The organism is Arcobacter sp. CECT 8989 (assembly GCF_004116715.1).
In the GTDB taxonomy this organism is placed as follows: domain Bacteria; phylum Campylobacterota; class Campylobacteria; order Campylobacterales; family Arcobacteraceae; genus Halarcobacter.
On sequence record NZ_PDKE01000008.1, the window covers coordinates 1 to 25,538 of the forward strand.

The following is a 25,538-nucleotide window of genomic DNA, read 5'->3' on the forward strand; positions in this document are numbered from 1 at the left end:
CTTTTGCTGCTAGATTATTCATTGATGCTGTCATTGTTGCTGAGTTATTCTCTAGTGTTTGTCCATTATGTAAATTCGCTTTTGCGTTATTACCTAAGGCTTCTCCTAGTTTGTTGATACTTTGCATTACTTCAAGCATTTTATCTTTTAATTTAGGATTTATATTAACTCTATCTCTATAATCATTATTTGCAAAGTGAGATACGCTTCTAACAACCTCCGTCATATTTCTTTCATTTTCATCAAGCATTTTATTAATTGTATTTTTTAAAGTAACAATCATTGGGTTTTCTGAAGTTGCATGGATTCTACATTTATAAATACCTTGCTCAACTTTATCACTTGTAAGAACTATCTCTCCAATAACTCTCATATCTTCTTTTAGTTTTTTATCAAAAATATCAGCTGTCTCATTTAACATTACTAACATTTGGCCAACTTCATCATTTGTATAAACAGTAGGTTTGGTAAAAGTATTTGTCTTAAATGAGATAAAATCTAAAAACTCGGCAAAAGAATGTTTAAACTTGTTTAATCCACCAGTAATAATTTTCTTGAATAAATAATAAATTACAAATACAAGAACTAAAGTTAAAATAACCATCATCACAAGCATAAAATAAACTAAGTTTGCAGATTCATTAAAACTTGTATCAACATGTTTGATATGGTCACCAACTAAATATGTCCCAATTGTATTCCCTTGGAAGTCTTTTATTGGAAATTGAGTATAAAAATAAGAACTATCAGTTAAATATCCCTTATTTATTAACTTTGTAAAGTCTAAAGATTTTACACTGTTTTTAAAACTCTCATCAATAACTTTTTGTGAGATATAGTAATTCCCAACTTTATCCTGAGATGTTAAAGCGTTTCCTCTTTTTAATTTTTCATCCATTAAAACTAAAAGGAATTCATCATCTGCTTTAAAATCTTTTACTACAGAGTTAAAACCTTGAATAAACTCTAAAGAACCAATATATTCATCTGCATCGTTAAATACAGGAGCAAGCCCTCTTAGAACTAAACCTGCTCTACCAACTTCAATTGCAGCTAAAGGTTTTTGTGTATTTTTAACTTCTAGAATTGTTTTTCTAAAAGAGCTTAAATCATCACCGTATTTTTCAGTTTTCCAGTTTCTTAAAAAAGAGTTTACATTTTTGTCATGAATATGAACTTTTACATTTTTAAATGAAGTTCCATTTTTCATAGCATTAGAGATAGAACTTAAAGCAGCTATTGCTAAATCTCTATTGTTTGTTTCTAAGGCTTCTATTACATCTGTATTTTTTGAAATTGTAACAGCATTTGAAATACCAATATCAAGCTTTGCTTTGATTCTTTCTTTTATTAAAAGTTCAAAGTGTTCTTGTGTTTGAAGCTCAATATCTTTCTTCATTCCCATCACTAAATAGTACGAGACACCAGCAGCTATAACAATAACAATTGCAGCAACAATTAAAATCCTAAGTAGGATCTTATTTGCAATAGAACTCTCCTTCATACAAACTCCTTAAGAATGTTGCTATATTTTATCTACTGTAAACTTAATTTATTATTGTTTTTTTATCTCTTCAATCGTACATAAAGCAATTGTTTTCGGTGTCTGCAGAGTAACCTTATCATTTAAGTCAAGTTCTTCAAGATTAACTATTTTATTATTTATTGATAATTGAGCATATCCAGTTTTATATTTTCTATCAGGATTACTAAGAAGTAGTTGCTCTTTTAATAGTTCAATTCTGCTTTGTTTGTTTTGTATATTTTGTCTTAAAAGATTTGTAAACCTCTCCTTTAAAACCTTGATTTGCTCACTTATGAAGTTAAATTTTGCATCTAAAGAGTTTTGTTCAAAAAGAGAATACATATTTTTTAATTCAACTTCTTTTCTAGCAATTATGTTTTTTAATCTATTATCAAAATCCATTGTAATATTATCAAGATAAATTCTATTTTCATTTACATCAGGTAGTGAAATTTCCATTGCATTAGAAGGTGTTGCAGCTCTTATATCTGCAACAAAATCTGAAATTAAAAAGTCTGTTTCATGTCCAACTGCTGAAATAACTGGTTTTGTACAAGAGAAAATAGCATCTGCAACTATTTCTTCATTAAAAGCCCAAAGGTCTTCAATACTTCCTCCACCTCGTCCAACAACTATCAAATCTACATCTAAAGAGTTTGCATATCTTATTGAATCTACTATATCAAATTTTGAACTCTCACCTTGAACTAAAGTTGGAACAAGTACTAACTCAATAAGTGGCCATCTATTTGTAGCTACTTTTTTCATATCTTCAATTGCAGCTCCTGTAGGAGATGTTACAAGTGCTATTTTTTTAGGGAAAAGAGGAAGTCTCTTTTTTCTTTCTTGGTCAAAATATCCCTTTACTTGAAGTTTTGCTTTTAACTGCTCATAAGCTAAAGCTAGCGCTCCTTGTCCTGAAGGTTCAATCTTAGAACACATAAGCTGATAACTTCCCCTTGGTGTGTAAACAGTTATAGTTCCAGAAACAACAATTTTCTGCCCTACTTCAAGTCTAAACTTTAAATATTTTGCATTACCTTTAAACATTACACAAGAGATTGTTGATTTTTCATCTTTTATTGAAAAATAAATATGTCCTGAGTTATGGTAAGTTAGGTTTGAGATTTCACCTTCAACACTAACATTTATAAAAGTAGTTTCCAGTAAAGATTTAATTTGTGTATTTAAAGTAGATACAGAAATAGGAGAGTTCAATTGTTTCCTTTGCAATACTATTGCAAGAAATTATATTTTTCTTGCAATTATAAGTGTAGATATCTTCATAGAGAAAGATTTAACATGAATTGGTTCAAGTCCTGCTTGTCTTAACTCTTTGCATAAATTATCAGTTGTTAAAAACTCATCAATTGAGTCTGGTAAATATCTATATGCTTCTTTATTTTTTGAAATAATTCCACCAATAGTTGGTAAAACTTTATTCATATAAAAGTCTGTTAAGTGGTCTAAGATATTTGTTTTTTCTTGTTTTGTAAACTCAGAAATAACTACTAAACCATCTTTTTTAAGTACTCTTGCAAACTCATCAAAGGCTTCTTGTCTTTGAACTACATTTCTAATTCCATAAGAAATAGAGATAATATCTGCACAATCACTATCTAGTGGCATTTGAGCAGCACCTGCTTCAATAAACTCAACTTCTGGAAACTTCTGTTTTGCAACATCCATCATTCCAACACTTGGGTCTACTCCAACAATATTTTTTAATTCAATACCATTTTTATTTGCAATTGTTTTCCAAAAGTCAATCATATCACCTGTACCACAAGCAACATCAACAACTTTTTCTAAACTATCTTTGTTATATAAACTTAATGCCTTGTTACAAGCCTTGTTTCTCCAAGACTTATCAATTCCCATACTTAAAATTCTATTTGCTATATCATATCTTCCAGCAATATCATTAAACATTGATACAATTTTTTCTTGTTTATCCATCAACTATCCTAAATTATAATAAATATTTTCCAACAAATAAGCCACCAATAAAACCAATATTAAGCATAATAATTAAATATAAAATTGATATTTTTTTATCTTTTTCTGGTAGCTGTTTTAAAACTTTTTTTTGTTCCATTACAGAATCATCTAACGATCTTCTTGCATGGTCCATGCTATCAAATGAGTTTCTTAAACTAAGTTCTGATAATTCAAGCCTTTCAACTATCTCTTTGGCTTGTTTAAAAGTCATATCACTCATATTTCAACACTTTACTTCTTAATCTCAAGCCACTTATCTAAATCAAAGAAGATTTTATTTAAAGTTCCTAAAACATAATCTTTTGCTTCTGTTTGAATTCTTCTAAAGAATAAAAACTTTCTAGCACTCTCTAAATCACCTAACTCTTTTGCTTGAATAGCTTTCTTAGCAAAATCAGTATTGTTGTAAGCCATTTCCCAAACAGTACTTCCTAAGTATCTACTCATAGTAATTACTTTGTCATTTTTTACTGCAAAATATTTTGGGTCTTTTAAAAAGTCACAAAGTACTGAATTACTATCTAAATATTTATGACCAAAGAAGTTAATAAACTGCTCTTCAATATACTCTTGGTCCATAGAGATAGCTCTATTTAAAGCAAATAGAACATTTTCTTCAAGATTATCTTCAATCTTTTTGATTTTTTTCATAGTTGCAATTGCATTTTTACCATCAAGTTCACCATCACCTAATGGAATAATCCATTTGATATTACCAAAAGAACCTACTTTTTTAATCTCTTCTAAAACCAATGAAGAGGTTTTATTTCCACCAACATCAACAATAATTTCATGCTTATCATCCATTAAGATAAGTTCATCAAGCTCTGTTAATTTGTTTGTTCCAAGCATTCTTTTTTCAACAATTTCAGTTCTTGTAAAAGACTTACTGTCATTGTTTTCATCATCAATTTCAATATAAGTGATTTTTTTACCATGCTTTTTGAATAAATAAGGAGCAATTACTTGCATTGCTACAGTAGATTTACCAACACCACCTTTAGTTTGTGGAATTATTATCATTTTTTTCCCTTATTAGACTGTTTATTTCTTATTTTCATATACTCAATAATCTTACCGTGAAATCGACAGTATAATTTATTAAGTGATATTTCATATCCGTAAAGTTCAAATATTTTATCTAAATTATCATTAATTCCATATTCACACCAAGCTTGTAAATCCTCATAGCTTTCAAACTCATAACCAAAAGAAGCAACTAACTTTTGTGTATATTTATCTACTACCATAAACTCTTGTTTACAAGCATAACAAAGTATTGCATCTGCTGTTTCTAGACCAATACCTTTTTGTTCTAAAAGCCACTCTTTACTAACATTTTCACAAAAAGATTCAAAAGAGCCAAACTCTTCTAAAATATTTGAAACTATTTTTTTAATTCTTATTGATTTTTGATTTTTAAAACCACTTGGAGTAATTGCTAAAATAAAGCTTTCTAAGTCTACTTCTTTTATACCTTCTAAAGATAAAAGATTTTTTTCTCTTAAGTTAGATAATGACTTTTCTACATTTTCCCATTTTGTATTTTGAGTTAGAATTGCACCTAAAAATATTTCAAAAAAGTTTGAGTTTGGCCACCAAAATTCTGGGTGACCTTCAAGTAAGTTTTGTTCTTTTAAGTACTTTAATAAATCAAAGCTATCACTTATATCTACTTTTTCTTTAGTCAAAAATAGCCTTAGTTTTTATAATATCAGGTTTATCACAATATTTTTTTAGTTTAAAACAATCAACTGCTTTTCCATCTTCAATATCTATAACCATCATTTGAAGTATTGATTTACAAGAATTAGGAATAGTAAAGTGTCCACCTAGACCTGTAGTTGCCTTTTCAATTGGTATTTTACTATCCATTCCAATTACATTGTCCCTACAACCTGTAAGTCCAATATCTGTTAAATATGCTGTTCCATTGATAACTTGTAAATCATCTGTTCCTATGTGAGTATGTGTTCCACAAACTCCACTTACTAAACCTTTTAACATCATAAAGATAACTCTTTTTTCACTTGTTGCTTCCCCATGAAAGTCAATAAAAATATTTCTTACACCTTTTTCATGTAATTCATCTACAAGTTTAACTGCCCAGTTAAATGGATTTTCAACTGTTGGCATTGAAAATTGTCCCATTAAGTTTATTACTGCTAATTTTTCATCATTTACATCAAAAACTTTTATACCAGTTCCTGGAATACCTTTAGGGTAATTGTCAGGTCTTAAAACTGGTTTTGTTTCAAGAAGAGTGAACATTTCACTTTTCTTATCAAAAGAGTGGTTTCCACCAGTTATAACATCAATTCCTGAGTTTAAAAGTTCTTGACAGTTTTTTACTGTTAATCCAAAACCATGACTAGCATTTTCTGCATTTGCAATTACCATATCAAATTTATATTTTTCTCTTATATTTTGCAAATGTTGTTTAATAATCTTTCGACCAGGCCGTCCTACAATATCACCTATAAATGCTATTCTCAAAATAGTCCTTTAATTAAAATAGTTGAAATTGTAGCTACTTATTCTTGTATTTTCAACTTTACATCAAATACTGCACCAACTTCATTGTTATATACTAGAATTTCACCCTTATGGTCATCGATAATCTTTTTAGCAATATTTAGTCCAACTCCCATTCCACTATGCGTTTTAGAACTTACAAATGGGTCAAAGATTTTATCAATAATCTTTTCATCTACTCCACCTGCATTATCAGAGAATCGTACAATTACCTCATCAGCTTCAGAGAAAACATCAATTCTAAGTTCTCTTTGTTCATAGTCTTTTAAAGTTTTTAAAGCATCTAAGGCATTGTTTATGATGATAATCCAAACTTGCTCTAACCTTTGCTTTTGAACTTTAGCAAAAACTTCAAAATCATTTTTATCAATATTTGTTGGAGTAAACTCTTTATTGTTTAGATATATCTTACTTATTTGTTTTGAAACATTATATGCCATCGTTAAAGAAGTAAATAAAGTAGCATAAATATTTGTTTTCTCTTTAGCTTCTATTGATGTTTGAGACATCTCTCTCATTGATTCAACAATAACAGCAATACGATTTATTGCATCTTCCATCTTTTCACAAGAAAACAGCATATTGTTTTTAGTATCTTCATCTTCTAAATCTTCAATATCCATTGTTAACATCTCAAAGTTACCCTTTAAGTATGTCAAAGGAGTATTAATCTCATGGGTAATTCCAGCAGCTAAAGTACCAATAGAAGTAAGTTTTGCATTTTTAATTTGCTCTTCTTGATGAATTTTGTCTTTTTCAATATTCTTTTTAACTTCTTGAGCAACTCTAAACTCTAAGTTATGGTTTAGCTCTTGAAGTTTTCGTTTATCTTCTAAAGAGTTTGCAACCATAACCATATTTTTTCTATCTGGAAGAAGATTTAAAGATACATCTAAATATATCTCTTCTTGATTTTTTGATATAAAAACTAACTCTATATTCAAAATAGAACCATGTTCTTTTACTTCATTAACAACTTTTCTTAATAAATCAATACTTCCTGCATCTACTAAATCAAATATTTTTTTCTCAATTATCTCATTTTCCGTATAGTTGAAAAGATTAAAGAACTTTCCATTAAATCGTTTGAAGTTTCCATCAAAGTCTACTAAGGCTATTCCACTATTTGCATTTTGGAAAATTGTATTTAACTGTTCAATCTGATAGTTTAATTCGTTGTATAGCTTTTCAATTCTTTTGTTATCACTAATATCTGTTCTAATATCTGTATATCCAATTAGTTCGCCATATTCATTGTAGTCTGGTTCAATATTTGACTTAACCCAATAATCACCAGCAATCTTTTTAATACTTTGAAGTTCTCCATTCCAAGGAATTGCATTTTCTAGAACTGTTTTTACTTTTTCATTAAAAACTTTCAAACTATTATTACTTAATAAAAAAGTATAATCTTGTCCAATAAGTTCTTCCTTTTCAAAGCCTGTTACCCTTGAAAGATAAGAACTTATATTTAAAACTTTAAACTCAGTATCAAGTTTTACATACATAACATGTTTATCTAAAAGAGCTAAACTATCATTTAACATCAAACTATTTTTTCTAATAGAGTCACTTAGCACATTTTTTTCACTCTCTAGTTTTTTATTTATATTTGATAGAGGTGTTGTAAAAAGCATTGAGATTATAAATGAAATAACAAACATTAAAAAAGCAATATTATAAAAAGAGTTTTCATATCTATTAAAAAACTCTTTGTAGGTAATTTTTTTATTGTTGTCAACTAAAGTAAAATAGTGTTCATTATTAAAAAATATTTGTTTTAAGTAGTTTTTATTTGTAACAATAAAACTATCACTAAAGACTCTATTACTAAAGCCTTTTATAATACTTTTAATATCTAATGAAGGATTATAATACTTTGACCAAGAGTTTAAACCTGTACTATCATAGATAATATTTAAATCTTTATCTACTAAATATTTTATATCTTTTAACTGTAAAGATTTAAAAAGCCTACTTATATCATAAGAGATAAAGACTGTTTTATCTTCTGCTTTATATACAAGCTCAATTAAAGGTTTTAAAGGTAGTGTTATTTCACCTTTTTGTTCTAAAAGATATGGTTCCGTTATAAAAAGTCTATTTTTTAAAATCTCTTCACTACTTAGGTAATAATGAATAATAGAACTTAATACTAACTCTTTTTTTTCTATTTTATTTTCATTTTTATATAAAGAGATGATGTTTTCACCACTATTTTTCACAAGCTTTAGGGAGGTGATATCTTTATTACTTTTTAATAAAACCTCTAATTTTGGTTCAATACTTGGAATATAATTATTCTTAACTGCTTTATCTTCAAGTATTGTTTCAATAATAGCTTTATTTTTTCTAATAAAATCATCTACTCTTTCTTGAAAAAGTTCTGCTTTTGTTAAAAAGTTTTCTATATTTTTATGTTCTACTTTTGTTTGAAAAGTTTTATATGTTAAAAATGAAGTTAATAAAAAGAATATAAACGAAAATACTAAAAATGCTAAAAAAAGCTTTAATGAAAATTGAACCTTCAAACTACTGTACTCTCTTACTTTCTCTTCTATCTCTTGTGATTAGTTTTATATAGAAACAACACCCATCATCTTCATTTTTAGCCCAAATATCACCATCAAGTTTTTTTACAATAAGTTTTGCAATATGCAATGGTAATCCCCTTGAAGATAGATTCTCTTTAGTACTAAAACCTGTTTCAAATATTTTACTTATAAACTCTTGAGGAATTCCTCCTGCATTGTCTTTACACTTAATCAGTATATTTTCATTTGTTCTATTTACAGAAATAGTTATTTTACCTGATGTAATTCTTTTCTTTCTAAACTCTTCAAAGGAGTTATAAACTATTCCTAAGATGATTTTTCTTAAGTCATATGAAACACCAAAAGTCTCTAAATTCTCATCCCCTGATAATTCTATTTTAATATCTTTTTGAGGAACAGAAGCAATTGCTGTTTTAATTGCATTAAAAACACTATATTTATCTTCATTTGAGTTTTGAGAGAAAAGAGTTTTAAACTCATTTAAATGCATTGATAAAATCTTTAACTCTATACTTAACTCTTTAGATAAGTTTGTTAAATAGTTTTTATCATAAGTATTTTTATTTACACTATTTTCAAAGGCAAGTATCTTTGAAGATAGATTCGAAATAGGCTTTTTCCACTCATTTGAAAAGGCATCTAAAATTTGTCCCATTAGAACAATCTTAGATTGATCAATTTTCATTTTATCTCTTGTTTTTATCTCATTTAGTTTTAAAAATAGGTCTCTTTTTAATAAAGAGTTTACTTTTAGAAGTTGTTTTTCATCACTAATATTAACCCTAATAGACCTATATCCTATTTTTTTATTATTGATATCAAAGATAGGTAAAATATTTCCTCTAACCCAATAAGAGTTTCCATTTTTATCAATATTTTTTATCTCACCTTCCCAAACTTCATTTGCTGATAATTTTTCCCACATGTTTTCATAAAACTTTTTTGAAATATCAGGATGTCTTACTATATTTATTGGTTTACCAATCAGCTCATCTTTTTTGTATCCACTTACATTACAAAAGGCTTGAGAAACATAAGTGATTCTTCCCTTTAGATTTGTTTCTGCAACAATTACATATTTATCAATACTCTTACTAATATTATTAAGTTTAGATTTTATTATTTTGTACTTATAATAATACAGATTTATTAAAAATAGTAAAAGTACTATAATAAAAGAGACTAACACACTTGCATAAATATAAATATTATATCTATTAACTATTTGATTATACTCTTCACACTCAACTGTTAACATCATATAAGATGAATTATTTATTTCGTAGAAACTTGTGATAAAGCACTTCTCTTTTACTCTATAATCAACTACAAAATTTTGTTTATTTTTCATCTTCTTTTTTATTTCTGTTAAAAGTTCTAAAGGTAAATTATTTATTAAAAATCTATTTTTGTAAAATGATTGAACATACATAAAATTTGGATTTATATGATGGGTTAAATAGTTTTTAAAATAGCTTTGATTTACATTACTTTTTAATATAGAATGATCAACCATAAACTCAACATTTAAACCTTTTTCTATAAAGCTATTATGAGATAGTCTTGGTAGGTCCATCACTATTTCAAATACAGCTATAGCTTTTAGGTCTTTATTAAAAACAGGTTTTAAGTAGTTTAGTGAAGCACTTGTATCATTTATAGCAAAGATAACTTTTGGATTAAATTTTTTCGCTACTTTAGTAATAAGAGTTTTATGTTCTTTATTTAAATTCTCATCATAGGAGTTAAAAGAGCTTTTATAAATAGGCTTTCCTATGATTGAATAAAAGTTTATCTCTTTTATATTATGTTTTCTAAAGAAACTCAATTTATCTTCATAGATTTTTTCTATCTCTTTAAATCTTTCTTCTTTTTTGTTTTGCTCTTGTAAGATTGATAGTAGTCTTTCATTTTTTAACACATAATTAAAGAAAAAAAGCTCCGATATTTCTAGAGTCTCTTTTTTATAAAGCGAGAAAACTTTACTATTTTTCTCTTTAACTTCATTTTTTAGAATCTCTATCTCTTCATTTTTATTAAACAAAAGAGCAAGGATCAAAACTGTTGATAAAAAAAGAAAAAGTAAACTATACCTAAATACTAATCTATTGCTCTTCATTTAACTCATTTCTCTAAAAGTGTTTTTATCTTTTCATTTAAAGCTTCTAAAGAAGGGAATGGTTTCATAATATAATTCTCAGCTCCTTGTTTATGAGACTTTAAAACTTTATCTAAAGTAGAATATGCTGTCATCATGCATACCTTTTGTGCTGGTATCTCAGCTTTTATTTTTTCTAAAAACTCTAAACCATCCATTGCAGGCATCATAATATCTAATAATATTAAATCATACTTTGTTTTAACACAAGAGTCAAGGGCAATTTTAGGATTTGAAAAAGTAGTTACTCTATATTTCTTTGTTCTTTTTAGATACTTATCAATTATCTGTAAAATCTCAACTTCATCATCAACTACTGCGATTTCATAAATTTTTTCTTCCATTTCACTTCCTACTAGTTAAATAGTTTTGTAGCTGCATCTTTCATCACAGCTGTATTTTTTTCTTCTAGGATTTTGTCTAAGTAAATAAAGACCTCTTCACTGGCATCCTCAACTAAAGCAATTTTTTGTTCAATTAACTGTTTAGAACAAGAGATTTCATTTCCAGAACACTCACTTGCTAACTCATTTGCTTCTTTATGCACAATGGAATGACAATGTTCTAAATGTCTATAAGAAGGTACAAAACTAAACTCTTCTTTACCTAAGCCAGAGTCGTACCATTTACCTAATCTACAGTTATGGTGGTCAACTGCTTTAAAGTTATGTTCTGACCCAAAAATCAATTGATAAAGATTGTTTTTGTAAATTACGTGGTCTAATTTTGCAAGATTGATAAAGATTTTATTTGAAACACTCTCTACTTCATAAACAGACCTACTAGAGTTTCTTTGGAAACCATTCATTAGTTCACTTAAGATTTCTACCCTACTTTTTGTTTCCCCAACTACTTGAGAAACCACATCTGAACTATTTTTAATCTTATGAGTTTCTTCTTGGATAGAATCAACTACACTTTTGATTTGTGAAGCTGCTTGAGCAGACCTATTTGCTAAGTTTCTTACTTCTTGTGCAACTACTGCGAAACCTTTTCCTGCTTCACCTGCTGTTGCTGCTTCTACTGCTGCATTAAGTGAAAGAATATTTGTTTGGAATGCAATCTCTTGAATGATGTTAATAACATCAGCAATATCTTTACTTTTAGAAACTAAAGAGTTTACAACTTCATGTTCTATCTCTATTTCTTTATGTAAGTTCTCAGTATCACTTACAATATCATTTGTTAGGTTTAATCCTTTTGTAGAACCTTCTGCTGTCTCTTTAGACTCTTTCATCATACTTCGTAATTCATCTAAAAGGTCCAGGTAGGCATTCTGAGTTGAAGTTAAAGAGTTAGTCATATTTTTATTATGTCTTTCTAATAAACCACCTTCTTTATTATCATGGACAGAAGTTTGTCTTAATGAAGCAATTATTTTATCATCATACTTCTCTAATAAAATAAAAGCTTCACAATCATTTAAAACAACAGTATCTCTTCCACTTTTGATTGCTTTTAATAAAGCTTGAGTATCAAGGTTATGATTTTTTGCTCTTCTATTTATAAATAAAACTTCATCATTTGTGTTAAATGCAACTAAACCCTCTTCTTGTGAGATTTCAGCAAGTCTTTTATAAAACTCATTCTTCTTTTCTAAACTTTCAATCTTTTGTTCATCATTTGAAACTAGTTGAATTTTATTTTCTAAGTTTTGGATTTTTTTGTCTTTTAAAGCTACTTCTTCTTTTAGTAGCTCTAGCTCTTTTTTAAGTTTTTCTACTTCTTGAGCATTTTTCTTTGAGTTCGAAAAAAACATCTCTTATGTGCCTTCATAATATTTTTTCAAGTTAAGTAAATATTATATCTCAATATCACTTTATAATCAAAGAAATTGCTTGATACTATTTAAAATTATTTGCACATAAATAAGCTTGAGAGAAGTAAAGCTGGAAATTATATCCACCTAATTCACCAGTTGGTTCTAAACACTCACCTAAAAAATATAACTTTTCTTGATGTTTGCTCTCAAAGCTATTTTTATCTATTGAAGAGATATCAATTCCTCCACTTGTAACTTCTGCTTTTGTATATCCAAAGGTTCCAGCAGGTGAAAACTCATAGTTTTTTATAGTTTTTAACTTATCTTTCTCATCAGATGAAAGTTTACTAACAGGCTTATCTTTTAATTCAATTGAATCTAAAAACTCTTGCATAAACCTTTTTGGTAAAGGTAAAGCTGTAGAGATGTTTTTATTTCCCTTTAATAAAGGTTCTAACTTCTTTTTAGGCATAAAATCAATAGTAATCTTTCCTTTTTGCCAATATAAAGAAGCATTTAAAACAGCAGGACCAGAACAACCTTTATGAGCAAAAAGAAGTTTTCCATTGAACTTTTTCTCATCTACTTTTATATCAACTTCACAAGAGATTCCACTAAGTTTTTTAAACCAAAATTGCTCTTTTTGAACAGTAAAACCAACTAATGCTGGTTTTGTAGGTGTTACTTCATGTCCAAACTCTTTTGCTATCTCATAAGCAATTGGTGAAGCTCCAACACTAGCATAAGATAAACCTCCACTAGCAACTACTAAGTTTTTTGCTTTGATTAAGCCTTTTGAAGTATTTACTAAAAAACCTTTATCATACTTTACATCTATAACTTTTGTATTTAAAAACTTTTTTGTATGAGAAGTTAGTTTTGTAAACATATCTATAACATCTTGGGAAGAGTTACAAAAGTATGTCCCTTTTACTATTTTAGGATTTACTTTAGGATAAACACCATTTTTATTTAAAAAGTTTAATAAATCTTTATTTGAGAAAAAGTCTAAACTATTTTTTACAAACTCTTTATCTCCTAAATAGTTTTTGAAACTTACATTTTCATTTGTGATATTGCACTTTGCTCCACCACTTATTTTAATTTTTTGCCCTATTTTTGCATTTGATTCTATTATTGCAATCTTTTTATTCTTAACTTGTGATGCAAACATCAAACCACTTGCACCAGCTCCAATTACTACGATATCGTATTCTATTTCTCTTCCTTTTTACAAATAAAAATATTTTTTTCATCTTCATATTTATACTCTAGACAATAACCATTTGCTTTTAAAATATTATGAACTATATAAAGTCCTAATCCAAAAGAGTTGCTACTATTTTGTTCATTTGCAAAAAATGGTTCATAATAGTTTTCTAAGTCATACTCTAAAGCTTTTCCGCTATTTTCAAAGATGATATTCTCTCCATCTGTTTTTACTAATACTTTTTTGTCATTTGAGTATTTTATAGCATTATCAAGTAGGTTTTTTAAAGCGATTGAAAATAGTTTGAAGTTTACTTCAAGTTTTAGATTATCATGTTTTTCTTCTACAACATCATCTTCAAGCATCAAAATATCTTTTGCATTGTCTAAAATATCATTTAAAAAGTATATTTTTTTATCTACATTTTTTGAAGAAATTAGCTCTTCTATAGAAGCAAACTCATTGATTAAAAGTTCAAGTCTATTGAATACTTCTTTTAGCTTTTCATCATTCTCTTTGTTTCTTTCAATCTCTGTTAAAAACTTTCCTTTTGTAATAGGAGTTTTTAGTTCATGCATGATATTTCTAATAAATATATTTCTAGCTTCTTTTAGCTCTTTTAACTTTTTAGCACTCTTTTTAAACTCTAAAGCAAGTAATGAAACCTCATCTTTTCTATCTGTGTTACAACACTCAAAATCAAAGTTTTCATCACCTAAGGTACTAACTTTATCTTTTAATATTTTTAAAGGCATTAGCTTTCTAAGTGTTACTAAAAATGAAAGGATAAGTGTAATCAAAATAATTGCAAAAACTGAAATTATATAAATAGAACTATTTTGAGTAAACTCATTTTTATCTTCCACTAAAAAGGTTTTCCCTTTTCTATTTAAGTATAAAAACTGTCTGTCATTTAGTTGAAGTACTCTCATAACTGTAGCTCTAAACTTTCTTTCTACAAGTACCTTTGTATTTATATTATAAGTTATAGCATCAATTCTACTTTTCTTTAAAAACAGGTCATAATTAAAAGGTTCTAAACTCTTTTTAAAATCCTCATTTAATTTTCCAAATTTGTAGTGTTGTCTATAAACCATTTTTGTTAAGGGTTGATACCTTTCAAAAAGATGATGCTCTAGCCTTTTTTGGTTTCCTATCATTATAATTATGAAACTAACCACAACTAATATCAAAGAAATAATAAATGTAACGGTAACTGTAAAAAATAAAGATTGTCTATTCATTTGTAAATTTGTACCCCATTCCTCTTATTGTATGAAGATATTTTGCCTCTTTTGGATTATCTTCAATTTTTTGTCTTATTCTATTTATTATAACAGCTAAAGAACCAGAATTTTCATAATCTGAGTTAAGTAGGTTTGAATTATCAAAAATATCTTCTCTACTTATTACAAAACCTTCTCTTTTTATCATTAAAGAAAGAACCTCATACTCAGCTGCTGTCAGCTTAATAAATTTGCCATTTTTTGTAATCTCTTTTTTATCACAATTTAACTCAAAAACTCTTTTAATATCGTTTTTTTCTTCTTCTATTTTGTGATTAAATCTTCTTAAGATAGTTTTTATTCGAACTTCTAGTTCTCTTGGGTCATAAGGTTTTGGAAGATAGTCATCAGCTCCAAGCTGTAAAGCTGTAACTTTATCTGTAATATCACTTCTTGCACTTGAGATAATAATTGGTATATCAAAGTTTTTTACAACCTCTTTACATACATCAAGTCCATCCATTCCTGGAAGTGTTAAGTCTAGGATTAATAAATCATATTTTTGCATTTTCAGACTACTTAGAGCCAAAAAAGGCTCTTCGTAGTTTGTAACTTCAATGTTATATTGCTTTAAATATTGAGTTAGAACATCTGCTAATTCTAAATCATCCTCTACCATTGCAATTTTTATCAAAGTTCATCCTTTTTTTCATCATAGAAGAGAATCTCTCTTTTCTTTTATCCATCATCTCTTTTAACTGTTTCTTTTGGTCTTTATTTAAAACTTTATAGATTTTATCAATCATTTCAGCTTTAGATTCTATCATATTCTCTCTTTTTTGTTTCATTAACTGAATATATTTCTCTTTATCAAAATCTGTAGCTGTAAATGCACTATCTTTCTTAGCAAATCTTTTTTTCATCATCTCTTTTTTAATAGTTTGAATTTGCTCTTTTTGTTTATCATCTAAATCTAAGTTGTAAACAAAAGACATAAATCCACCCTTGTGAGATTTCTTCATCATCTTACTTGATTTATTATAGTCACATCCTCTATCACAATTACCTTTTGCATAAAGTCCTGTTGCTAAAACTGTAGCTAATGCCATTGATATAATTACTCTTTTTTTCATAGTAACTCCTTTTTATTTGTAAAATTATGACATTAGCTTTTTAACCACTTCTAAATTTATTATTAACCTAATATTAATAACATTGCATTTATCATTTATGTAAAATATGTTTTTTATGAAAATTTTTTGATTTTAGTTCAAAGATAAAGACACAAAGTCTCTATGAGAATAGTGAAATATAAATGGAGTTTTTTTAAGGCTAAATAAACTGCTTACCCATTATTTTTTTCTAAAAGATTTTGAGTATCATTGAATGTTAAAGGTTTAGAAAACAAGTAACCTTGTCCCATATTACAATCAATCCCTTTTAAATATTTTTCTTGCTCTTCATACTCAATTCCCTCAGCAATAACACTATAACCTAAACTTTTTGCAAGGGCAACAATTGCTGTTGAGATTTGTACATTTCCATGATCTTTTGGCGTACCATCAATAAATGCCTTATCAACCTTAATGACATCAATAGGAAGTTTTGTAAGATAACTCATAGATGAATAGCCTGTTCCAAAGTCATCAATTGAGAATCTAAAACCTAACTCTCTTAACTTATTCATAGTATCCATATTTGTTTGAGTAAACTCCATCATATATCGTTCAGTAACTTCTAGTTCTATTTCATTTGGTTTTAGATTAAACATTTTAACAATTCTTAAAACATCGTCAACAAAGTTTTTATCTTTAAACTGAACACTTGAGATATTTATAGCCATATATCTAAGAGTTGGGTTAATCTTCTTAAACTCAACAAAATCTTTACAGGCAGTTTTGAAAATATATTTTCCTATGTCTATAATCATCCCCGTATCTTCTGCAATACTTATAAATTTATCAGGTCTAATAAATCCTATTTCTGGGTGTTCCCATCTTACTAAAGCTTCAAAAGAAACAATTTCTTTTGTATCTAATAGATATTGAGGTTGATAACATAAATAGAGTTCTTGTCTTTGAAGTACTCCTTTTAATGCTTGTTCAATAGATAGTTGTTCATGTACATCAATTGATAATTGTTTATCATAGTATTGGAAATTATTTTTCCCTTTCTCTTTTGCATGATACATTGCAGTATCAGCATTTTTAATTAAAGTTGAGATATCAGTACCATCATCTGGATACATAGATACTCCAATACTAGCACTTGTATTTAAAACATGACCTTTTACTTTTATAGGTTCTTTAATTATCTCTAAAATTCTTTCACAAACATATCCAGCTGCTTTTTTAGTTCTACTTGAATCTAATGTAACAATAAATTCATCACCACCCATTCTAGAGACAGAGTCAGTACCTCTTAATACTTTTTGTAATCTTTTAGCTAATACTTTTAATAACTCATCTCCCGTTTGATGACCTAAAGTATCGTTGATAATTTTAAATCTATCTAAATCAATAAATAGTACAAAAATATTTAAATCATTTCTTTTTGCAACTGAAATTGAATAAGCTAAATCCTCTTCTAGTTTTGCTCTATTTGGAAGTTTTGTTAAAGGGTCATGATATGCTAAGAAATCTGCTTTTTCTTGAGTTTCTATAATCTCTTTTAGATTTGTATGAACTGCAATAAATCTACTAAACTTACCATTTTTATCTTTTATTGCTGTAATATTCAACCAAATAGGAATAATCTCTCCATCTCTTCTTCTATCATAAATTTTACCTCTCCAATAGCCATTGTCAATAATAGAACTCCACATTTTGCTATAGAATACTTTATCATGACGACCTGATTGTAAAATAGTTGGAGTCATTCCAATTAACTCAGATTTATCATAACCTGTAATATTTTCAAAGGCACTATTAACTGTAATGATTTTTTTGTCTCCATCACAAATTAAAATTCCCTCCTGAACATTATCAAAGGCAATAGAAGAAAGCTCTAAGTTCTCCTTTTGTTTTACATATTTTGTAATATCAAGTTTAATTGCAAGGTAATTAACTATTTTATTGTTAAGTAAAATAGGTACAATAGAAGCTTTTTCATAGAAAATTGTTCCATCTTTTCTTTTATTTATAAACTCACCTTCCCATTTTTCACCTTTTTCAAGTTTTTTATTTAACTCTTTATAAACTCCACTATCAGTAGAACCTGAACTTAAAAACCTTGGATTATGACCTAATACTTCTTCTTTATCATATCCACTATTAAGCTCAAAGTTTTCATTTACATAAATTATATTTTGGTCTGGGTCTGTAAGTATTATCGAGTTATCAGAGTTTTCTACTGCATACTTAAAGCCTAATAACTCATTTTTTATTTTTCTAGTTTTTCTATGTTCAAAATAAATAACGACAATCATAAAAAGTAAAAATAAGAAAAATACTGATGCAATAATTAACTGCATTAACATTTTTTTGTTATAACTATCAACTAAAAAAACATCAACTTTATCTAATTGTTTAGCTAAATCTAATTCACTTATTTTCTTATTTATTTCATTGATTTTTTCTATTTTTTCTATTGTTTTTTTTGTATGAATATATAATAGTTCTAATCTTTCATCTCTACTTTTTTCTGATAATTTATAAATTATTTCTAAATTTTTTGATAATAACTCTTTATTATCATTTATATTAATAAAACTTTGCATTAATATAAAAAGGGTTTGATTAATTAAAACTTTATCTTCATTAGAAAGTTTGCTTTTATTAAAATACTGATTTAAATCATAGATAAAATAGATTGAGCTTAAGTTAGAAGCTTGTAAAGACTTATATCTTTCTATGTATTCTAGTTTTTCAGTAAACAATCCATGAGCTTCTGCCAATTGAACATATACAATATGAGAAAATTCTGTTTTGATTTCACTTGATAATATCTCATCAATTATTCTATTAAACTCTTTTGTGTTTTTAACTATTTCATCAAAGTTAACAAATTTATCTTGTTTCTCTAAAAAGTTATCTAAATATAAATTTATAAATTTTAAATCATTTATACCTTTTTTATATAAACTATAGTTTTTGATACTATTTTCTATATGGTATAAATATATAAAAAGAGAGCCAATGAAGAAAGTAAATAAAACTAACTTCATTTCAAAGGTTTTAAAAAGTTTTTTCATCTATTCTATTATTTTTAATTCCCCGTTTAATGTTTTTAAGAATGCTACAATTTTTTCTATTTCTAAATTTGTAACAGGCCTACCTAACTGCACTAATGCCATAGTTTTTACTGCTTCTTTTAAATCATAATATCTGCCATCATGAAAGTATGGTGCAGTTAAACTTATATTTCTTAATGTTGGTACTTTAAAATAATACTTGTCCAACTCATTTTTAGTAACGTTATATTTACCTAAATTTTTACTTTCAACATCTATTAGCATTCCAAACTTGCTATATAAGTTTCCACCAATATTTACACCATTGTGGCAAGAGATACAACCTTTGTTTTTGAATAACTCAAAGCCCTCTTTCTCAAAAGAGTTTATTGCATTATCATTACCTTTTAAATATTTATCAAAAGCAGAATTAGGAGTGATTAATGTTTTTTCAAACTCTGCAATTGCATCTACAAGATTTTCTTTTGTAATTCCATCTTTATAAATAGTTTTAAAACTTTTTTCATAAGAACTTGTTTTTAAAAGCTCTAAAAGTTTAGTAAAATCATGTCCCATCTCAATTGGGTTTTCAATAGGTCCTTTAGCTTGTTCTGCTAAATCTTTTGCCCTTCCATCCCAAAACTGTCTAAAATTAAATACAGAGTTTAAAACTGTTGGAGCATTTATGTCCCCTAGTTTTCCATCTATTCCGACAGAGAATTTTAGTCCATCATCTCCACCTTTAGTTAAATCATGGCAGCTTGCACAAGAGATACTATTATCCTTTGAAAGTCTTTTATCAAAGAAGAGTTTTTTCCCTAAAATAGCTTTATCATGATTATACTCAAGCTTTAAAGGAATTGGTTCAATACTTGAAGCAAAAAGGGTTAGTATAAGAAAGTTGAAAAGAAATATTTTTTTGAAAAACAATTAAAACCTTAGCTTATATATTAATTCGCGAAGTATAACAAAAAAAAACAAAATTTTTGATATAATAATAAAAAATCATCAAGGATTATCTATGAAAAATATAGCAATTTTTTATGCTAGCAATACGGGTAATACAAAAGAGATTGCAAAGCAGATTTCAAAAAGTTTAGATGGTATAAAAGAGTACGATTTAAAAGTTACAGGTTGCGAATATATGCAAGATTATGAAAATATAATTCTTGGAGTATCCACTTGGGATGAAGGAAAAATGCAAGATGACTGGGAAAAGGTCTGGAGTGAGTTTTTAAATATTGATTTTAAAAATAAAAAAGTTGCAATTTTTGGCTTAGGAAATCAAAAAAGATATAAAAATAATTTTCTTGATGCTATGGGCAAAATTTACTTACAACTAATAAAAGCAAATGCTCAGGTTATAGGTTTTACTTCTACTTTAGGATATGAATTTGAAAATTCTGAGGCAGTTATAAAAAACTCTTTTGTAGGTTTAGCAATAGATATAGAAAATGATGAAAAATATTTAGAGAAAATAGAGAACTGGACAAAAGTTTTAAAAAATGAGTTTAAATAGGAAAGATATTCCTATTTTTCCTCTTGACACTCTGGGCAAGTTCCATAAAGCTGCATAGAGTGGCTAGTAATTTTAAACTTGTTTTTCTTTGCTATTCTATCTTGTCTTTTTTCAATTTCATCATCTAAAAACTCAATAATCTTTCCGCAAGATGTACAAATTAGATGATCATGATGCTCTTTTTTATTACTCTCATACTTTTTACCATCTACACCAAAATTAATTGATGCAATTAAATTAACTTCTTCTAGAAAACTTAGTGCTCTATAAACAGTAGCTATACCTATATTAGAGTCTGGATTAGTTGTTTTAATCAGATTATAAATTTCCTCTGCAGTTAAGTGGTCATCAGCGTGAAGTAAAACATTTAGAACAATTTCTCTTTGTTCTGTATATTTTAAACCTTTTTGTTTAACAATTTTTTTCAGTTCATCAATTACTTCATTGCTATCTGCCATCAATCTACCCTTAAATATTTTATTATATAATTATTGCAAAAAACAGTTCAATTTTACTTAAATTCTTTCACAAATAACATTAATTTTAGTTATATTACACAAAAAACTCTTCATATCAAACAAATTAATTTAATATTTTAAGTATATTTTCAGTACTATTAACTAATGATAATCATTATTAATGAAGGACCTTAATTGTATTTAAACGAACTATCTAAAAATGAATGTGGGAAAATTATTTCTATCTTATGTACAGATAAACTTAAAGCAAGACTTAACTCTTTTGGTATTACGAAAAATTCAGAAGTACTAGTTATAGAGCAAACTTTATCTAAAAACACAATTGAAATAAAAGTAAATAATACAAAGATTGCATTAAGAAACTCAGAAGCAAAATATATTGAAATAGAGAAACTATCATGCAAAAACTAATTAAAATTGCCCTTGTTGGACAACCGAATGTTGGTAAGTCTATGCTTATCAATTCAATTTCAAATTCAAAATTAAAAGTAGGAAATTTTTCAGGTGTGACTGTTGAAAAAACTGTAGTTGAATTTGAGTATGAAAACTATCTTTTAGAAATTACAGACTTGCCTGGTTCTTACTCTTTAAATGATTATACTCTAGAAGAGAAAGTGACAAAAAATTATTTACAAGATAGTAACTACGATATTATTTTAAATGTAGTTGATTCAACAAACTTAGAAAGAAATCTTTATTTAACAACAGAGCTTTTAGAACTTGATAAAAAAATGATTATTGCTTTAAATATGAGTGATGAAGCAGAAAAAGAGAATATCACTATAGATGATGAGCAACTAAGTAAAGTACTTGGAAAACCTTGTATTAAAACATCTGCAAAAAACAAACAAGGTGTAGATGAGTTAATTAAAAACCTAATAAAAAAATTTGAAACTAAAAAACTTGAATCAAAACTTATTTTTTCTGATGTTGTTGAAGAAGAGATTTCAAATATTTGTACACTACTAAAAGAAAAAAACTTCTCTTCAAATGTGCCATATAGAGATTTAGCAATAAAGCTTTTAAAAGAGGATAAGCAAACATTTATAAAGTTTCATGATGAGCCAATATGGATAGAGTTACAACCTTTAATAAGTAACTCTTTTGAACACCTATATATTCATTTTAATACTAAAAATATTCAGGATATTTTTGATGATGAAAAATTTGCTTTTGCAAAAGGTGCAGTAAAAGAGACTGTTACTTTAAATGAAAAAATTGAAGATAAGTCTTTAAGTGACAAAATTGATAATATCCTAATCAACAAGTTTGTGGGACTTCCTATTTTCTTATTTTTAATGTGGGTTTTATTTCAGTTAACTTTTGAACTTGGAAATATTCCAATGGATATTATTGATTCATTTTTTGCAAGCTTAATTGATAGTACAAAAAATGCTTTAGGAGATAATCAAATCTCCTCAGTAATAGCAGATGGTGCAATTGCAGGGGTTGGTTCTGTAATTTTGTTCTTACCAAATATTGTGATTTTATTCTTTGGAATTGCCCTTTTAGAAACAACAGGTTATATGAGTAGAGTTGCTTTCTTACTTGACGGCTTCTTTCATAAATTTGGTTTACATGGAAAATCATTTATTCCTCTTGTTACAGGATTTGGATGTTCAGTTCCAGCTTATATGGCAGCTAGAACTTTAAAAAATGAAAAAGATAGGTTACTAACTCTTTTCATCATAGGGTTTATGTCTTGTGGAGCTAGGCTTCCTATTTATGTTCTATTTACAGGAGCATTCTTTTCTAAAGAGAATGCTGGAAATATTCTATTTTTAATCTATATTAGTGGAGCACTTCTAGGTTTATTAGCTGCAAAAGTTTTAACTATAACTGCATTTAAAAATGAAGACGAACCTTTTGTTATGGAAATGCCAAAATATAGAATGCCTTCATTTAAACTTATCTGGCATACAGTTTCAAATCAAGCCTTAATGTACTTAAAAAAAGCAGGTACTTTTATCCTTGCAGCTTCTATTTTAATTTGGTTTGCTTCAAACTATCCTAAGCATTTAGAGTATGAAGAGATGGTTAATACCAAAATAGAACAAGCTTCTAGTATAAATGAAATTGAAAAACTTGAAAATGAGTTAGCTCTATACAATCTTGAAAACTCTTATTTAGGTAAAATTGGTAAGTTTTCTCAACCCTTATTTGAACCACTTGGGTTTGATTGGAGAATGACAGTTGCACTTGAAACAGGACTTGCAGCAAAAGAGATTGTTGTATCAACTTTAGGTATTTTATATGGTTTAGGTGAAGATAATTCAGAAGAGAGTGATACACTTATAAATAAAGTAAAAGCAAATATTCCTTTTGTTTCGGCAATATCATTTATTGTATTTGTTATGATTTATTTACCTTGCTTAGCTGCTTCAATGGTATTTGCAAAAGAGGCTGGAGGTTGGAAGTATCTGGTTTATCTATTTGTTTTCACAACTGCAACAGCATGGGTACTGTCATTTATAGCTTATAATGTAGCAAAAGTAATAGTTAGTTAAACTAACTATTACTTGATTTCGAAAGTAGTTACTGTCTCTCTTTTATTATCTATAACTTTAAATTGCCATATTCCAGGAAGTCTACCTGCAATATATCTAAAATCATAAATTGATCCATGCCCTGCTGGAATAAGTAAAACTCTATCCCTTGAAATCTCACCATCTGGGTCAATCCACTGAACTTGAATCTCTTTGTCTTCCTCTGAACGCTCATGAATATATTTACAAACTATAGAGTTCTCGTCCTCTAAAATTAAACAATCAGCACTATATTTTGTATCTTCATCAATTGTCTCTGCAAAAATTGTCGAAAGTAAAAAAAGAGATATTAATATAATTTTTTTCATATCTTCTCACTTTATTTATGTTGGAGAAATTATATCATATTTTGGTTACGATTTGTACTCTTCCCAAATAGCCTCTTCTTTAAGAGTTGCTCTGTTAGTTAAAATCTCAAAAGGCTTATATGCATCTTTATATCCCATTGAAAAATGGTCTTTAATCCAATACCCCAAATAGATATATGGAACATTTAACTCTTTTGCTATTTTTATTTGAGCTAGAATTGAAAACTTCCCTATAGATAGGTCTTCGTAGTCATGGTCATAAAAACAGTAAATAGAAGAAATAGCCCCAGATAAAATATCAACTAAAGCTACTCCAATTAACTTATCATCCCTTACATATAAAAACTCTTTTGTAAAATCATCTTTCCCTTGAACGTAAGACCTGTCATATTCAGCAGGTTCAATTGGAGAGTAATTCCAGTTTTTCTTTTTGTTCATATGGTAATGATATTTATCATAAAGTTTTAAATGGTCTAAAGTAAGAGATGGAGGTTGAATATAAACTTTTGTGTCTAGATTCTTTTTAAATACTCTTTTTTCAGAACGAGAAAATTTATAGTTTTTTACATCAATACGCATAGAGATACATTTTGTGCAATCTCTACATTCAGGTACAAAATGCATTTTACCAAATCTACGCCAACCATGTTCTAACATGTTTTGGTAATCTTCTTTTTTGCAATTACTTATGTACCTATATCTTATATCAGATATTTCATCATCAAAATATGAGCACTCTCGTTGCTCTTCTACAAACTCTACGTCCCGTTCTAAAATATGCATAATCTATCTATTCGTTTATCTTCTCTTTTATTTCTTTTGCGATTTTTGTTATTCTATCAATTTTTTCACTATTTGACAATGAAGTATCAATTAAGTGTTTTACAAAAGCACTTCCAACAATAACACCATCAACACCTTTAGCCTTCTCTTTACAAGTCTTTTCATCAACACCAAAACCTATGTATAAAGGAGTATCTGAGTATTTTTTCACTGTATCAATAATATAAGTTAAATCTTCACTTTGACCACTTCCAGTAATACCAGCATAAGCAACCATATAAATAAACTTTTGTGCATTTTGAACTACTTGCTTAATTCTATTTTCATAGTGAGTAGGAGCTACAAAGGCAATATTTGCTTTATTGTATTTATCAAATAAAGGTTTAACTAATTGTGCCTCCTCAAAAGGTAAATCTGGAATAATCATACCATTTACACCAAATTCATCGGCTTTTTTTAAGAAGTTATCTAATCCATAATTATAAAAAGGATTCATATATCCCATCCATAACATATCCATATTTGGTGCTATTTTTGAAGAAACTTCAAACAAATCATTTAAACTAAAACTGTTTGCTAATGCAATTTGATTTGCCTTTTCAATAACTGGACCATCTGCTACAGGGTCAGAAAAAGGAACACCTAACTCTAATATATCAACACCTGCTTCTTTCATACTTAAAGCTAAGTCAACAGAAAAGTTATTATCAGGAACTGAAGATGTAATATAACCTACTAATTTTTTCAAAATATAATCCTA

At 27.6% G+C, this 25,538-nt stretch carries 24 protein-coding genes; 3 read left to right on the top strand and 21 right to left on the bottom strand.

Translation table 11 applies throughout. From position 1 onward, the window contains the following. From CRV02_RS08575 to CRV02_RS08655, 17 genes are all read right to left on the bottom strand, one after another. The coding region (locus CRV02_RS08575; protein ID WP_309109253.1) for a cache domain-containing protein at window positions 1–1,504 on the bottom strand (1,504 nt) is incomplete at its 3' end. 51 nt (window positions 1,505–1,555) lie between these two features. Next, window positions 1,556–2,743, bottom strand: a complete 1,188-nt coding sequence (gene xseA / locus CRV02_RS08580; RefSeq protein WP_129089990.1) for an exodeoxyribonuclease VII large subunit — start codon at window positions 2,741–2,743, stop codon at window positions 1,556–1,558. A gap of 30 nt (window positions 2,744–2,773) precedes the next feature. Beyond that, a complete protein-coding gene (ubiE, locus tag CRV02_RS08585; RefSeq protein ID WP_129084696.1) occupies window positions 2,774–3,484 on the bottom strand; it encodes a bifunctional demethylmenaquinone methyltransferase/2-methoxy-6-polyprenyl-1,4-benzoquinol methylase UbiE in 711 nt (236 codons plus the stop codon). Between the two features lie 13 nt (window positions 3,485–3,497). Continuing rightward, a complete protein-coding gene (locus tag CRV02_RS08590) occupies window positions 3,498–3,746 on the bottom strand; it encodes a hypothetical protein (protein WP_129084697.1) in 249 nt (82 codons plus the stop codon). An 11-nt stretch (window positions 3,747–3,757) separates the two neighbouring features. Continuing rightward, window positions 3,758–4,549, bottom strand: coding sequence for a hypothetical protein (locus tag CRV02_RS08595; protein ID WP_129084698.1), 792 nt, complete (start codon window positions 4,547–4,549; stop codon window positions 3,758–3,760). Then, window positions 4,546–5,217: a 3-methyladenine DNA glycosylase gene (locus CRV02_RS08600; RefSeq protein ID WP_258239271.1), complete on the bottom strand. Its 672-nt coding sequence runs from the start codon at window positions 5,215–5,217 to the stop codon at window positions 4,546–4,548. Before CRV02_RS08600 ends, CRV02_RS08595 begins: the two co-directional genes overlap by 4 nt. Next, window positions 5,210–6,022, bottom strand: coding sequence for a TIGR00282 family metallophosphoesterase (locus CRV02_RS08605; protein ID WP_129089991.1), 813 nt, complete (start codon window positions 6,020–6,022; stop codon window positions 5,210–5,212). Before CRV02_RS08605 ends, CRV02_RS08600 begins: the two co-directional genes overlap by 8 nt. Before the next feature lie 38 nt (window positions 6,023–6,060). Further along, complete coding sequence (locus CRV02_RS08610) at window positions 6,061–8,592, bottom strand: PAS domain-containing sensor histidine kinase (protein ID WP_129089992.1); 2,532 nt, start codon at window positions 8,590–8,592, stop codon at window positions 6,061–6,063. Window position 8,593: 1 nt separating this feature from the next. Next, window positions 8,594–10,735 carry a PAS domain S-box protein gene (locus tag CRV02_RS08615; protein ID WP_129089993.1) on the bottom strand — a complete coding sequence of 714 codons (2,142 nt, stop codon included), beginning with the start codon at window positions 10,733–10,735 and terminating at the stop codon, window positions 8,594–8,596. Window positions 10,736–10,740: 5 nt separating this feature from the next. Beyond that, entirely contained in the window at window positions 10,741–11,118 is a 378-nt protein-coding gene (locus tag CRV02_RS08620; RefSeq protein ID WP_129089994.1) for a response regulator, read from the bottom strand. Between the two features lie 11 nt (window positions 11,119–11,129). Further along, window positions 11,130–12,533: a methyl-accepting chemotaxis protein gene (locus CRV02_RS08625; protein WP_129089995.1), complete on the bottom strand. Its 1,404-nt coding sequence runs from the start codon at window positions 12,531–12,533 to the stop codon at window positions 11,130–11,132. A gap of 85 nt (window positions 12,534–12,618) precedes the next feature. Beyond that, window positions 12,619–13,755 (bottom strand): aminoacetone oxidase family FAD-binding enzyme, encoded by a 1,137-nt coding sequence (locus tag CRV02_RS08630; protein ID WP_129089996.1) that lies wholly within the window; start codon window positions 13,753–13,755, stop codon window positions 12,619–12,621. Beyond that, window positions 13,752–14,990: an ArsS family sensor histidine kinase gene (locus tag CRV02_RS08635; protein ID WP_129089997.1), complete on the bottom strand. Its 1,239-nt coding sequence runs from the start codon at window positions 14,988–14,990 to the stop codon at window positions 13,752–13,754. The genes CRV02_RS08630 and CRV02_RS08635 overlap by 4 nt, the downstream gene beginning before the upstream one ends. Continuing rightward, the gene (locus CRV02_RS08640) at window positions 14,983–15,666 is read right to left on the bottom strand and encodes a response regulator transcription factor (RefSeq protein WP_129084706.1); all 684 of its coding nucleotides are present in this window, start codon (window positions 15,664–15,666) and stop codon (window positions 14,983–14,985) included. Before CRV02_RS08640 ends, CRV02_RS08635 begins: the two co-directional genes overlap by 8 nt. Next, complete coding sequence (locus CRV02_RS08645; protein ID WP_129089998.1) at window positions 15,638–16,105, bottom strand: Spy/CpxP family protein refolding chaperone; 468 nt, start codon at window positions 16,103–16,105, stop codon at window positions 15,638–15,640. The genes CRV02_RS08640 and CRV02_RS08645 overlap by 29 nt, the downstream gene beginning before the upstream one ends. A 212-nt stretch (window positions 16,106–16,317) precedes the next feature. Next, a complete protein-coding gene (locus CRV02_RS08650; protein WP_129089999.1) occupies window positions 16,318–19,164 on the bottom strand; it encodes an EAL domain-containing protein in 2,847 nt (948 codons plus the stop codon). Continuing rightward, entirely contained in the window at window positions 19,165–20,073 is a 909-nt protein-coding gene (locus CRV02_RS08655) for a cytochrome-c peroxidase (RefSeq protein ID WP_129090000.1), read from the bottom strand. A 91-nt stretch (window positions 20,074–20,164) separates the two neighbouring features. On the opposite strand from CRV02_RS08655, the gene CRV02_RS08660 reads away from it, so the two are divergent. Then, the gene (locus CRV02_RS08660; RefSeq protein ID WP_129090001.1) at window positions 20,165–20,662 is read left to right on the top strand and encodes a flavodoxin; all 498 of its coding nucleotides are present in this window, start codon (window positions 20,165–20,167) and stop codon (window positions 20,660–20,662) included. 11 nt (window positions 20,663–20,673) lie between these two features. On the opposite strand, the gene CRV02_RS08665 is transcribed toward CRV02_RS08660, so the two are convergent. Beyond that, window positions 20,674–21,120, bottom strand: a complete 447-nt coding sequence (locus CRV02_RS08665) for a Fur family transcriptional regulator (protein ID WP_129090002.1) — start codon at window positions 21,118–21,120, stop codon at window positions 20,674–20,676. 195 nt (window positions 21,121–21,315) lie between these two features. On the opposite strand from CRV02_RS08665, the gene CRV02_RS08670 reads away from it, so the two are divergent. After that, window positions 21,316–21,552 (top strand): FeoA family protein, encoded by a 237-nt coding sequence (locus CRV02_RS08670; RefSeq protein WP_129090003.1) that lies wholly within the window; start codon window positions 21,316–21,318, stop codon window positions 21,550–21,552. Then, on the top strand, window positions 21,540–23,648 hold the full coding sequence (gene feoB / locus CRV02_RS08675; RefSeq protein ID WP_164968984.1) for a ferrous iron transport protein B: 2,109 nt from the start codon (window positions 21,540–21,542) through the stop codon (window positions 23,646–23,648). Before CRV02_RS08670 ends, feoB begins: the two co-directional genes overlap by 13 nt. An 8-nt stretch (window positions 23,649–23,656) precedes the next feature. Here feoB and CRV02_RS08680 read toward each other — a convergent pair whose 3' ends face one another. Genes CRV02_RS08680 through trpA form a run of 3 tightly spaced genes read right to left on the bottom strand, consistent with a single transcriptional unit; the run spans window position 23,657 to window position 25,526 of the window. Further along, window positions 23,657–23,995 (bottom strand): hypothetical protein, encoded by a 339-nt coding sequence (locus tag CRV02_RS08680; RefSeq protein ID WP_129084715.1) that lies wholly within the window; start codon window positions 23,993–23,995, stop codon window positions 23,657–23,659. Between the two features lie 45 nt (window positions 23,996–24,040). Beyond that, window positions 24,041–24,778, bottom strand: coding sequence for an arginyltransferase (locus CRV02_RS08685; protein WP_129084716.1), 738 nt, complete (start codon window positions 24,776–24,778; stop codon window positions 24,041–24,043). A gap of 7 nt (window positions 24,779–24,785) precedes the next feature. After that, entirely contained in the window at window positions 24,786–25,526 is a 741-nt protein-coding gene (gene trpA, locus CRV02_RS08690; protein ID WP_129090005.1) for a tryptophan synthase subunit alpha, read from the bottom strand. Window positions 25,527–25,538 lie beyond the last annotated feature (12 nt).